Genomic DNA, 12,657 nt, shown 5'->3' with positions numbered 1-12,657 from the left:
GGAATTTACAAAATTCCATTGCTCATAATTAAATCTAAAAAACTAGCCAAGCCCTATTTAACAAGCCAAAAATCTCTGCATTAATTACATCACTCCCACGCATTACCGGGAGTTCAAATCCAACAAGAATGAAAAAGGATGATCAAATGAAAAAGAAAAACATCGCTATTGAAAAACTCAACCGCATCACTTCCGGACCGGAAAATTTTGGTTGGGCTCCGTTAGCTTGGGCTCATGCTGAAGAGTAACTGATGTAAATGGGCGTCAAGAACACTCTTGTCGCCCATTAACCAAAACGGGGAGAAATTTATGTCACCGTCCAGAATGATAGCGACACTTTTTGGTCCAGACGAGCCGTCAATAATTGCGGACTCATCAGGCTTTCTAAAAAAATGCTCGAATTTAGGATTCAAGACCGCCAATATTTTTGAAATCAATCGACTACCAAAAAACAGTATTATTTTCTCTTTCAGCAATGACGCAGCAAAATTGACGTTTGAGATCGCGAAAAAAACCAAGAATAAAAAAAGTATTTTTTGTGCAACACAGGTATTCGAACCGTCCATAGCTAGCGCCCTCTATAGCTTGCAGCTTTTATTTAAGAGTAATTTTGAGCAGGCCTTAAGAACACAGAGGTCGGTACTGAATATGCTCAATTCACATGATTTATTTTTCTTATCTGGCAATCATGCTGACGCGCAAGTCACTATCTTCCCACACGCTCAGCCATATGCATTAATTACAGAAGACATAGAACACAGCTTTATTCAATCAGTGGCCGAATTTTTTGAAGTTCATTATGCACATATGAACCCCCAGAAACCTTGTCCATTCTCCTTTAGTGGCACTTTGAAAATCTCTGGAATTCTTACAGTTTTGAGAAAGCCTAACCCAACACTACCCGACGGCTTGAAAGCCTCATTGAAATGGCTAAGCGAACGTATATCAAAGGAAGGAGCGCTCCTATCGATAGAAGAAAACATCATTACTTCACTAAAAACAGAAACCGAGGAACACATAAAGCTATTGGATCTTGCAGCAGGACCACGCGGGCTTAAACTAACTGAATTTGCTATCGGGGTAAACGAGGCCATCGCGCAAAGTATAGATTACAAAATAAACTCGCAATTGAATGAAGGCATCAACGGAGTTCATTTAGCCATTGGTGACGGATCTTCTGGCTATCACATAGATTTTCTTAGCCCTGACGTGAGCGTATGCCCGACACGCTAATCATTCCGCAGTAATTGGCAATGACTGGAATTTATCGAACAACTGTTACTTGATACGCCTACTGAACGGAAGTTTCGGACTACCACTCCCAGTGCCGTTTCTCCACAGTTGCCTGATATATCGCTATTGCGAACAATCCGCTCTCACATATTGATCACCATCGAACCCAAATGCTGTATCCGGCGAAGATCCCTTTGGGAGCGAGCCTGCTCGCGAAAGGGCCAACATAGCCAACGTTGATGTCGACTGACACTGCGCTTTCGCGAGCAGGCTCGCTCCTACATTTGGATTGCCGCCGTGCACAAACTCTGTGCCCACCAGTTGCCACTGTAGGAGCGTGGCTTGCCCGCGAAGGGGCCGTCCGCGGCCACATCAACGGTGACTGACACTCAGTCTTCGCGGGCAAGCCTCGCTCCTACAAAGGTCCTCGCTGTATTCCCACAGGGAATGAGTTCATCTCGCCAAATCTGGCACCCACAACCAACGACCTGGCATGCGCACAAACAAGCCGCGCCACCCTCCCCGCGTAGTATCGAAGTCAACCCCAGTTACTGGGCGTGAAGCAACGCTGAACCCCCTCCACTCCATACCAAAACAATAAATCGGCCTTCGGGTCGCGGGAGACTTCTGTGCTTAAGAAAAGTGCGTTGGGCTGGCCAAAGATTGCCGGCCTTGGAATTGCGTTGGTGGTGGCCGGGCAGTTTTCCGGTTGGAATTTCGGCTTGATGGCCGGTGGCTGGCTGAACATGTTGATCGCCACGCTATTGATGGCGCTGCTTTGCGGTGGCCTGGCGTTGTGCGTGACGGAACTGTCCACCGCGTTGCCCAGCGCCGGCGGCGTGTTTGTCTATGCGCAAAGTGCGTTCGGACCGTTCGTGGGCTATCTGGTCGGCGTGGCGTGTGCGATTGCACTGACCATCGGTACCGGCGCGGCGGCGACGTTTATTTGTGCCTACACCGAGTCGATTTTCGGCTTCGGCGGCTGGGCGGTGAAGATCGCCTTGTTCGCGGTGATCATCGGCATCCACCTGCGTGGCGTCGGTGAAGCCATGGGCCTGACGATGGTTGCCGGCGTGATCGCGGTCGTTGCGCTGCTGACTTTCGGCGTGGCCATGGCACCACACGTCGAACTGGCGAACCTGCTGAAGATGCCGGCCAATGCCGGACCGGCGATCAGCCTCGGCGGCATTTTCGCCTGTGTGCCGTTCGCTATCTGGTTGTTCATCACCGTGGAGCAAACCGGTTCAGCGGCGGAAGAAGCGAGCGATCCAGGCCGCAGCATGCCGCGCGGCATTCTCGCCGCGATTGGCACCTTGCTTGTTACCGCGTTGGTGGTACTGGTCTGCGCCCCGGGTGCCGGTGGCGTTGAACTGGTGGGTAGCGCCGGCGACCCGCTGTACGCCGCGATGGCCAGCAGCAATGTCTACGGTGAAGGTTCGTGGCTGGCCAAAGTGATTGGTTGTGGCGGCGTGTTTGGCTTGATCGCCACCTTCTTTTCACTGATCTACGCGGCTTCGCGGCAATTGTTCGCCATGGCCCGTGACGGCCTGTTCCCACAATGGCTGGGCAAGACCGGCAAACGTGGCACACCCTACCCGGCGCTGTTGCTGATCGGCGCGATCGGCCTGCCGATGTCGGCTGTCGACCCGGCCACGGTGATGCTCGCGGTGGTGCTGCTGCTCAACGTTTGCTACCTGTTCATCTTCGGTGCCTACCTGCGCATCAAGAGCAGCCAGCCGGACCTGCCACGGCCTTTCCGTCTGGTGGGCGGCAAGCTGATTGCCTGGCTGGGCCTGGCCCTGACGCTGGTGGTCATCGCTGCCTGCTTCCAACTCGACGTGAAGATGCTGATCGCCCTCGCGGTGACTTTCACCCTGTGCATTCTCAATTTTGCCCTGCGCACTCGCCTGCCAACCCCTCTGGAGACGCCTGATCATGCCTGAAGCCACCCTGCTGCAACGCCGCCATCGCGTACTCGGCAGCGCTTCGCCGCTGTTCTACGACAAGCCCTTGCACCTGGTGCGCGGTGAAGGCGTCTGGCTGTTCGACGTCGATGGCCGCCGCTATCTGGACGTGTACAACAACGTGCCCTGCGTCGGTCACTGCAACCCTCATGTCGTCGAGGCCATGCACCGTCAGGCCAGCACATTGAACATCCACACGCGCTACCTCGATGAACAAGTGGTGCGCTACGCCGAGCGCCTGACCGCAACTTTCGCACCCGCGCTGGACACCGCTATGTTCACCTGCACCGGCAGCGAAGCCAACGAACTGGCGCTGCGCCTGGCGCGGTTTGCCAGCGGCGGCACCGGCATTATCGTCAGCGACTACAACTACCACGGCAACTCCGCGTCACTGGCCGAAGTCACCACCGCCCTGCCCTCGCCGGAGCCTTTCGCCGCCCATGCGCGTGCGGTGCCGATTCCGTGCCTGTACCACGCGCCAGCAGGGACCAGCGAGTTACAACTGGCCGAGCAATATGCTTCCAACATCGCCGCTGCGATTGCGTCGATGCAGGCCCAGGGCATTCGCCCGGCGGCGCTGCTGATCGACACCCTGTTTGCCAACGAAGGCTTGCCACGGGTGCCCGCCAGTTTCGTCAACAAGGCTGCCGCGCTGATCCGCGCCGCTGGCGGTTTGTTCATCGCTGACGAGGTGCAGTCCGGTTTCGGGCGCACCGGCGATCACCTCTGGGGTCATCAGGCCCACGGCGTGGTGCCGGACATCGTCACCCTCGGTAAACCCATGGGTAACGGTTATCCGCTGGCCGGGCTGATCACCAACAAGGCGCTGGTCGAATCGTTCGGGCGCCACGCCATGTACTTCAACACCTTCGGCGGTTCACCGGTGGCGGCAGCGGTCGGCATGGCGGTGCTGGATGTGATTGAAGAACAGCAACTGCTGCACAACGCGCAAACCGTCGGCGCTTATGTGCAACAACGTCTGCAAGTGCTGGCGCAAAAGCATTCGATCATCGGCGATGTGCGCGGCAAGGGATTGTTCTTTGCCATGGAATTGGTACGCGACCACGCCAGCAAGGAACCGGCCGGCCTGGAAGCACGCAAAGTCGTCAACGACATGCGCGAGAAAGGTGTGCTGATCAGCAAGATCGGCGCCGGCGACAACATCCTGAAACTGCGTCCGCCGCTGGTGTTCAGCCGCGAACACGCCGACCTGTTCGTTGACACTCTGGACAGCGCCCTGAGCGCGATTTGAGGCCCTGCCATGACTGAATTTCACACGCTAAACCACGACCAGCAAGTAGCCCATCTGCATGATTTGGCACGCAACGCCCTGCAGCATTGGGAAGGCGACTTCGCCGACATCACGCTGGTGAAATACCGCGAGAACGCGGTGTTTTCCGCCCACCGCCACGACGGCCAGCGCGTCGCCCTGCGCATCCATCGCAACGGTTATCACTCGGAAGCTGCATTGCGCTCGGAGTTGCAATGGATGGACGCGCTTGCCAGCGCCGGCATCACCGTGCCGCAAATCATCCGAACTCAAGACGAGCGCCACCTGATCGAAGTGGCCCATGAAGCAGTCGGCGAACGCCATGTCGACATGCTTGCCTGGCTGCCAGGTGCGACCGCCGGTACTTCCGAGGACGGCGTGCAAGCCGACACCGAGATCGATTTTCTATTTGCCGAAGCCGGCGCGATTGCCGCACGCATTCATCTGCACTCGGCGGATTGGCAGCAACCGGATGAGTTCGTGCGCCATGCCTGGGACGAAGATGGTTTGATCGGGGCCAGCCCGTTCTGGGGTCGCTTCTGGGATTTGGAACAGCTCAGTGACGAGCAGCGCGACTTGTTGCTGGAGGCACGCCGTGCGGCGCGCAAGGACTTGCGTCAGTACGGTCGGCAACTGGGCAACTTCGGCATGATCCACGCTGACCTGGTGCCGGAAAACCTGCTGATCGAAGGCCCACAGTTGCGTCTGATCGACTTTGACGATGCCGGGTTTGGCTGGCACATGTTCGAACTGGCCACGGCCCTGTATTTCTGTTTGGACGACCCGCGTTATGAGCAGATCAAAGCGGCGCTGCTGGCCGGCTACGACGCGGTCAAACCGCTGAGCGAGACGGATCGCCAGACGTTGGCGTTGTTCCTGATGCTGCGCGGCACCACGTACCTGGGCTGGATTCACACCCGCAAAGGCACGCAGACCGCGATTGAAATGGCACCAATGTTGATTGAGCGGGCGTGTATGTTGGCTCGGGAATATCTGCAACAGTAACGTCAACCGATAAACCGCTTTCGCGGGCAAGCCTTGCTCCTACAGGTTTGTGTGATTCACAAATATTGTGAACGACACAAACCTGTAGGAGCGAGGCTTGCCCGCGAAGAACGATAACGCGGTGCTCCGATTACCCAACCGGATCTAGATGATCCAATGCCCGATTCACCGCCAACTCCCCCATGTTGATGACTTGCGCAATACCCAACAGGGTATTGCGGCTCGTCCCCTCTGTGCGATCCGCCAAATCCATGGTCATGACATTGGCTGAGGCCAGCGACTCGCAGGCGTGAGCCAGCAAGGTCTCGATATCAAGTTCCGGGTTGACGATGAACATCTTGCAGAGTGTGCGTGGTGTGGCGCGGATGTCGGCGGCCGAGGGGATGCGCTCGGGGGTGTCTTGGGTGGGTTTTGAGTTGTTGGGCATTGATTGAACTCCAGTACTTGCGAAATTGGAGCCATCACTCTCGCTACCAAACGAGGGGTGGTGACCATACGCAGGTTGGTAGACCGGAGTACTGGAACCGGCGCCTCCGAAGAGGCCCTGCGCATGACCACCATAAAAGCAGCGACCTGAGCGTCTGCAAAAGGTGGCGTTGCGCGCCAGAACTCCGGGCTACCAAACCCGATCACTGTTGTTTTTCAGCGACCGGAAAACGATAGAGCCCAGGCCCAAGGCGCACAAGCCGGCGGATTCTGGCGTAGCTGTAGGCAATGCCGCAAGGTGCTGTAGCTTTCAGGAAGTAACGCCCTTCCACGGCGAAACACGGTCAATGTAGGAGCTGCCGGAGGCTGCGATCTTTTGATCCTGCTTTTAAAGATCAAGATCAACAGATCGCAGCCTCCGGCAGCTCCTACATGAAATGCGTTAGACCGGTCACTCTCAGCAATGCGCCCCGGCGTGTTCCAGGCGATGGAACAAACGGTTGAAGTACACCAGGCTATCGCCCTGCTCGCGCACACCAACCTTCGTCAGCTCCACAAACATCACCGAATGCGAGCCCACTTCCTTGCACTCGCTGATGCGTCCTTCCAGCTGCACCAGGGCATCGCGCAGCACCGGCACATCAGCCGCGCCGTCGTCCCACAAATCCCAGGCAAAACGTTCGGCCATCGGCACTTTGGTCATGCCGGCAAAGTGGCGTGCCAGTTCTTCCTGCTCGCCGCACAGCACGTTGATGCACAGGTGGCCGTTGGTGCGGAACACGTCGTGGGTGGCGCTGTTGCGGTTGACGCACACCAGTACGGTGGGCGGTGAGTCGGTGACCGAGCACACGGCGCTGGCGGTGATGCCGCAACGTCCGCCAGGGCCATTGGTGGTGATGATGTTCACCGCAGCAGGCAGCTGCGCCATGGCGTTGCGAAAGTCGATTTGCTGCTGGCTCAGGTCGGCCATGTCGATGCCCCTTCCTTCAGGAGGACCGCTTTGATGCGGTCCGTAGGTGATGGAACAAGACTAAGGCCCGGCACGGTGCGCAACCATTCTGACGATCCCCATCGTGAGGTTAGCTTTCCGCTAGTCGACTAGGTGGTTTCTTTATCGTCACGGCCGGTCAACGTGGGTATTCTGCACACTGGCTCCAGAAAGGTGAGCCGATGTGCGCCGCGCGTGCTCGCGTGGAAAAACAATAAATAGAAATTCTCGTGGCAGCCCCTGATGGAAATCCGCAAACCGATTGTTTATATCGTTGACGACGACAAAGACCTGCGCACTTCGCTTGCCTGGTTGCTGGAGTCGGTCAGCGTGCAGGCGCAGTGCTTTGCTGGTGCCGAAGAGTTCCTCAGCCAATACGACCCCAAGCAACCGGCCTGTCTGGTGCTGGACGTGCGCATGCCGGAAACCAGCGGCTTTCAGTTGCAGGAGATCCTCAACCAGCGTGGCAGCAGCTTGCCGACAATCTTCGTCTCGGCCCATGGCGACATTCCCATGTCGGTCAATGCGATGAAGAACGGCGCGCTGGACTTCGTCGAGAAGCCCTACAACCCGCAGCAGATGATCGACCGCATTCAGGCCGCGCTGAAGACCGCCGTGCACGCCCAGGCTGATCAGGAGCAGCGTCAGAACCTGCAAGGCAAGTTGGCGTTGCTGACCAGCCGAGAGCGTGAGGTGTTGATGCTGGTGATCGATGGCAAGGCCAGCAAGGTGATTGCCCGGGAGCTGAACATCAGCGTGAAAACCGTTGATGTGCATCGCACCAAGATCAAGGAAAAGATGGGCGTGACCAGCATCGCCATGCTGGTGCGTGAAGTGTTGCATTTGCCAGCGGAAGAGACGGCACGGCATTGAGACAGGGGCTGGCGGTCTGGATCTTCAGGGATCTTGAGGCCGCCATCGCGGGCAAGCCCGCTCCCACGGTGGCCTGATCCCACTGATCATCCAATGTAGGAGCTGCCGCAGGCTGCGATCTTTTGATCTTCTAACCAGCAAAATCAAAAGATCGCAGCCTGCGGCAGCGCCTACAGGGGGCGATTCAGTTTTGGCTGTAGCGCTTGCGGTAGGCGCCGGGGGAAACGCCGAAGCGTGATTTGAATGCCGACGAAAAGTAGCTGGAATCCGAGAAGCCCCAGGCGTAACACAGCGCCGAAAGTTTCTGCTCGACATCGCTGCGGCGCAGGTTTTCCGCGCAGAAGTCCAGGCGTCGGTGCTTGATGTATTGCGCCACCACCAAGCCGCGTTTGGAGAACATCCGGTACAGCCCGCGTACCGAAACCCCCACCTCACGGGCAATCAGCTCCGGGCAGAGTTCCTCGTCACTGATGTGCTGGTCGATGAAGGCGATGATTTTGCGAAACTGCCGTTCATGGGCATCGCCGCCGCTGTCATGGGCGCGAATACCCGGCAACAGCAGGCTGGCCAAGGCGTCGAGCACCGCTTCGCTTTCCTGCATGTCCAGCCCTTCTTGCTGGCGTGTTTCCAGCACGAGTTTGTTGGCCATCGCGGCCAAGGGACTACTGGCACCGATGCGCGTGGCGCAATTGACTGCGGTGAAATGCGAGCCGCGCTCAACCACCTGACGCGGCAAGATCAGCGACAACTGTCGGGAGTCCTCGTTGTAGGTCATGTCGCTCGGGCGGCAGGCGTCGATCAGGGCAATATCGCCGCAACCCAATAACGCACGGTTGTCGCCCTGCTCCAGTTGCGAGCTGCCACGCATCTGGAACACCGCGTAGTAATGGCCGTCGCTGCTGACACTCACATCCTTGCTGGTGCGATACAGGTGCACATGCGCCATGTCGACGACGCTGAGTTTGATCGCGCCGCTGCGAAATTCATTCAGCTCGCCATAAAAATCGGTATCGAGCGCGCGGGCATCGAAACGCCCGCAGGCCTGGTTAACCTGGCTTAGCCAACTTTCGAACGCCTCATTGCGCACCGCCGATGCTGTAATCATGTCCGCAAAGCCTCACGTGTTTTTGTTGTTATTGCCGACCGCTTCGTCGAGCAGTTCGGTAAAAATGTTTCGTTTTTCAGCCGTCTCCTCCCTCGACGGCCGCCGGACGCCCATTCAACAGGCTCCGGCGCAAGCTTTCCAGCGCTGGAAGCGCCTAGATGTCCAATACCAGACGAGCGGAAAGCGCCCGTGAAACGCAGGCACAAATCTGCTTGTTTGAGGCCTTTTCCTTGTTGGACAGGCAGTTGTCTCGGTGGTCCGGTTCACCTTCAAGTACCTCGACAATGCAGGTGCCGCAAATGCCTTCGCGGCACTCGGTGTCGATGTCGCAGCCGTGGGCCTGCAGCACATCGACCAGGCTGGTTTTGGCCGGTACCTGCAGCACCACGCCGGAGCTGGCCAGCTCCACTTCAAAACCACCGCTCGGGCCGGCATTGGCGGCCGGGTCCGCCGCGAAGTGTTCCAGGTGAATGGCGTCATCCGGGCGGCTGCGTGCGGCCACTTCCACCACTTTGTTCATGAACGGAGCCGGCCCGCAGGTGTAGACGTGGGCGGCATTGCCGGCGCGGTTCAGGCATTCGCTCAATGCGCCATCCAGATCGCCCGGTTCGATGCCGTAATGGAACTCGACATGATCAGCAAAATTCGTCGCCAACAATTCGGTGAACGCGGCGTACTGCGCCGAGCGGGCGAAGTAATGCAGGCGATAGGGCTGACCGCTTTCGGCTAGTTGATAGGCCATGCTCAACAGCGGCGTGACACCGATGCCGGCGGCAAACAGCACGTGCTCAGTAGCCGTCGGGTCGAGACGGAACAGGTTGCGCGGCGCTCCCATTTCCAGCTCCATGCCCTCTTCTACCTGCTCATGCAGCGCCAGCGAACCACCGCGTGATTGCGCTTCTTTTTTCACCGCCACCAGGTAGGCGCGGCGATCCTGCGGCGGGCTGCACAGGGAGTATTGGCGGGTTACCCCGGTCGGCCCGGTCAGGTCGACATGGGCGCCCGGTTCATAGGTGTCGAGCGGCTGGCCGTCACTGCGCACGAGGCGAAAGGAACGGATATCCAGCGCTTCGTCGACGATCCTTTCGATTTTCACCTTCATCATGGCATCACCTGAATACACTTGTTTTTGGTTTGACACTCACCCCTGTAGGAGCTGCCGCAGGCTGCGATCTTTTGATTTTGTGTTTTAAAGACAAGATCAAAAGATCGCAGCCTGCGGCAGCTCCTACAGGGAACACTCAGCGCATGAACAGGCCGCCGTTGATGTCCCAACACGCGCCGGTTACGGAGGCGGCGTTGTCGGCAATCAGTAGCAGGACGCTGTCGGCGATGTACGCAGGGTCGCCGAGGGTGCCGGCCGGGATCATTTTCAGGATCTGTTCCAGACGCTCCGGGGCGACGGTTTCGCGCACCACCGGCAAGTCCAGCGGACCTGGCGAGAGGCTGTTGACCGTCACCCCACGGGGCGCCAGTTCGCGGGCGAACACCTTGGTCAGCGTCACCACGCCGCCCTTGGCCGCCGCGTAGTGCGCGCCGGTGGCGGTGCCGCCGTTTTGCCCGGCCAGGGAAGCGATGTTGACGATTCGCCCGAAGCCACGTTCGGCAAAGTGCGCGCCGAACACCTGGCACGCGACAAAGGTGCCGCGCAGGTTGATCGCCATCGACTCATCGAATTCTTCGGGCGTGATGTCCATCAGCGCCGCGACTTTCGACACACCGGCGTTGTTCACCAGAATGTCGGTGCCGCCCCAGCGCTCGGCGAGCAGGTCGCGAGCGCGCTGGAAATCCGCCTTGCTGCGTACGTCCAGCTCGATAGCGACGGCGGTGTTGCCGCTGCTATCCAGCTCGGCGGCCAACTGCTGCACGCCGTCGAGACGTACATCGGCCAGACCGACGCGATAACCCGCCGCGTGCAGACGACGGGCGATGGCCTCGCCCAGTCCGCGCGAGGCACCCGTTACGAGGGCTACTCGACTCATGATGTTGTCCTCACAGTAGGAAACCGAGCGCGCTCAGGCTGTCGGTGGAGTTGATCAGGCGCACCACTTTGCGTTCAAGGGACGGCACGCCGTCGGTGAAGCGAATGCGGTGGTTGAGGTCGGCCACGAACGGCGTGTGCACGCCGCGTTTGTAGGCGTAGAGCAACTGCGCCGAGTTGACTTCGACGATGTCACCGGCCGCTTCCACCAGGCGGAACCGCGAGACGGTGCGAATGGTTTTAGCCGCGTCCACTGCCGACGGCGAGTAGCCAGCGGTCAGGCGTTCGATGCGCAGGTCACGCATGCGCGCATCGTCGTAGGCGTAGTTGAGCGTCGCTTCGAAGTCTTCGGTGTCCGGGTCGATCGGCACAATGTACTTGCCGCTTTCGCTCCACAAGGTCGCCCATTCGGCGTAGTGCTTGTGATCGAGCAGTTCGGCTTCGCGCCAGATGAATTCGATGGCTTGGGCCAACGGGCCGGAGAAGCCGTTCAGGTTGTCGTGATTGCTCATTGGCTCATCATCCTTTTCCACATGTCGTAGGCACCGCGCATGCCGCCCTCGTCGGTGGCGTGGGAAACCTTGTCGCCATTCTCGGCGGTCAGTTCGCGATTGAGGCCACGGTTGACCAGGATCGGTGCATCGACGCCGGCATACGAGCCGCGCTGCACGCGGTCCCAGGCTTCGGCGTCGTCTGGGCTGCCGAAACCGAACGGGCCCTGGAAGTGTTCGTGAATGCGCATGCGTTCGCGGTTGGCGATTTCCGGGCCGCCGTCCATGCCGAGGGCAACGTGACGGATTTCCGTTTCAGTCACCGACACCGGACGCAGCACGCGGAAGAACGACATCGACATCGCCACGTTCGGGAACAGGTTGAGGTTGAACCCGGCGCCGTGCAGCGAACGCACGATGCGGCGCACCTGATCCGCAGGCAGGGTTTTCGACAGTTCTTCGGTGACGTGGGCGAAGCGTTCCTGCAACTGCTCGGTGCCGTCGTCGTGATCGAGGTCGACGTGCTCGGGCACCATCACCATCACGCTGTGGCCGTTGCCCAGCGAGTGGGTCACGGCTTGCTCGTCGGTCATGAACGAAAGCATTTCCGAAGTTTCTTCATCCACCGACGACATGAACGACTTGTGCACGATCGGGAAGTGGTAGCCGTCGGTGGTGTTTTCCAGCTGGATCTTCCAGTTGCCCTTGAAGCTGAACTTGTGTTCGCCCTGGGTCTTGATCGGGTAACCGGCACCCTGTTTCATGAACAGGTCCATCCAGTGCTTGGCACCGCCGAGGAAGTCTTCCAGCGGTTCGATCTCGTCGTTGTAGCTGGCGAAAACCATGCCGGCGTAGCTCTCGACCCGCAGGCTGGTGAGCGGCAGTTCGGACTTTTCCAGAATACCTTCGTAGCCATCCGGATACGGCAGCGCACGCAACTTGCCGTCCAGGCCATAGGACCAGCTGTGGTACGGGCAGGTGAAACCGGTGGCGTTGCCCTTGTGCTTCTCGCACACAGTGGCACCACGGTGACGGCAGCGGTTTTCCAGGACGTTGATGTTGTTCTTCTTGTCGCGCACGACAATCACCGGGCGACGGCCAATGGTGGCGGTCTTGAAGTCGCCGGAGTTGCGCACTTCACTTTCGTGAGCGACCCACACCCAGGTGCGGTAGAAAATCTTGTCGAGCTCGGCTTCGAACAGCGCCGGGTCGTTGTACAGCGAGACATCAACGCGGTCGTGCTGAACCAGTTGGTCCATGCTGCGCGATGTGGCGATCAAACGGTTTTCATGAGTACTCATACGGTCCTCCTCATGGTTTC

At 58.6% G+C, this 12,657-nt stretch carries 12 protein-coding genes; 5 read left to right on the top strand and 7 right to left on the bottom strand.

Annotated elements, in window-relative coordinates; all coding sequences use genetic code 11:
* Positions 1 to 309 precede the first annotated feature (309 nt).
* From KUF73_RS02870 to KUF73_RS02855, 4 genes are all read left to right on the top strand, one after another.
* Positions 310 to 1,233 carry a hypothetical protein gene (locus KUF73_RS02870; protein WP_218436520.1) on the top strand — a complete coding sequence of 308 codons (924 nt, stop codon included), beginning with the start codon at positions 310 to 312 and terminating at the stop codon, positions 1,231 to 1,233.
* A 629-nt stretch (positions 1,234 to 1,862) separates the two neighbouring features.
* Positions 1,863 to 3,176, top strand: coding sequence for an amino acid permease (locus tag KUF73_RS02865; protein ID WP_218436519.1), 1,314 nt, complete (start codon positions 1,863 to 1,865; stop codon positions 3,174 to 3,176).
* Positions 3,169 to 4,449 carry an aspartate aminotransferase family protein gene (locus KUF73_RS02860; protein WP_218436518.1) on the top strand — a complete coding sequence of 427 codons (1,281 nt, stop codon included), beginning with the start codon at positions 3,169 to 3,171 and terminating at the stop codon, positions 4,447 to 4,449. Before KUF73_RS02865 ends, KUF73_RS02860 begins: the two co-directional genes overlap by 8 nt.
* 9 nt (positions 4,450 to 4,458) lie before the next feature.
* Positions 4,459 to 5,472, top strand: a complete 1,014-nt coding sequence (locus KUF73_RS02855; protein WP_218436517.1) for a phosphotransferase enzyme family protein — start codon at positions 4,459 to 4,461, stop codon at positions 5,470 to 5,472.
* A 130-nt stretch (positions 5,473 to 5,602) separates the two neighbouring features.
* Here the strand turns inward: KUF73_RS02855 and KUF73_RS02850 are convergent, their stop codons facing one another.
* Both KUF73_RS02850 and hpaC read right to left on the bottom strand, forming a co-directional pair.
* Entirely contained in the window at positions 5,603 to 5,899 is a 297-nt protein-coding gene (locus tag KUF73_RS02850; protein WP_218436516.1) for a DUF6124 family protein, read from the bottom strand.
* Positions 5,900 to 6,355: 456 nt separating this feature from the next.
* Entirely contained in the window at positions 6,356 to 6,868 is a 513-nt protein-coding gene (gene hpaC, locus KUF73_RS02845) for a 4-hydroxyphenylacetate 3-monooxygenase, reductase component (protein WP_218436515.1), read from the bottom strand.
* 261 nt (positions 6,869 to 7,129) lie between these two features.
* Between hpaC and KUF73_RS02840 the strand changes: the two genes are divergently transcribed.
* Positions 7,130 to 7,759 (top strand): response regulator transcription factor, encoded by a 630-nt coding sequence (locus KUF73_RS02840; RefSeq protein WP_218436514.1) that lies wholly within the window; start codon positions 7,130 to 7,132, stop codon positions 7,757 to 7,759.
* 184 nt (positions 7,760 to 7,943) lie between these two features.
* Here KUF73_RS02840 and feaR read toward each other — a convergent pair whose 3' ends face one another.
* The 5 genes from feaR to KUF73_RS02815 form a co-directional block, all read right to left on the bottom strand.
* Positions 7,944 to 8,864 carry a transcriptional regulator FeaR gene (feaR, locus tag KUF73_RS02835; protein WP_218436513.1) on the bottom strand — a complete coding sequence of 307 codons (921 nt, stop codon included), beginning with the start codon at positions 8,862 to 8,864 and terminating at the stop codon, positions 7,944 to 7,946.
* Positions 8,865 to 9,018: 154 nt separating this feature from the next.
* Positions 9,019 to 9,969 carry a PDR/VanB family oxidoreductase gene (locus KUF73_RS02830; protein WP_218436512.1) on the bottom strand — a complete coding sequence of 317 codons (951 nt, stop codon included), beginning with the start codon at positions 9,967 to 9,969 and terminating at the stop codon, positions 9,019 to 9,021.
* 136 nt (positions 9,970 to 10,105) lie between these two features.
* Complete coding sequence (locus KUF73_RS02825) at positions 10,106 to 10,846, bottom strand: SDR family NAD(P)-dependent oxidoreductase (protein WP_218436511.1); 741 nt, start codon at positions 10,844 to 10,846, stop codon at positions 10,106 to 10,108.
* Positions 10,847 to 10,856: 10 nt separating this feature from the next.
* On the bottom strand, positions 10,857 to 11,357 hold the full coding sequence (locus tag KUF73_RS02820) for an aromatic-ring-hydroxylating dioxygenase subunit beta (RefSeq protein WP_218436510.1): 501 nt from the start codon (positions 11,355 to 11,357) through the stop codon (positions 10,857 to 10,859).
* Positions 11,354 to 12,637 carry a Rieske 2Fe-2S domain-containing protein gene (locus KUF73_RS02815; RefSeq protein WP_218436509.1) on the bottom strand — a complete coding sequence of 428 codons (1,284 nt, stop codon included), beginning with the start codon at positions 12,635 to 12,637 and terminating at the stop codon, positions 11,354 to 11,356. Before KUF73_RS02815 ends, KUF73_RS02820 begins: the two co-directional genes overlap by 4 nt.
* Positions 12,638 to 12,657 lie beyond the last annotated feature (20 nt).

Origin of the sequence: Pseudomonas sp. PD9R, from assembly GCF_019200975.1 — a bacterium.
Classification (GTDB): domain Bacteria; phylum Pseudomonadota; class Gammaproteobacteria; order Pseudomonadales; family Pseudomonadaceae; genus Aquipseudomonas.
The sequence above is the reverse complement of the archived record's forward strand: the minus strand, read 5'-3'. Positions and strand labels throughout refer to the sequence as shown.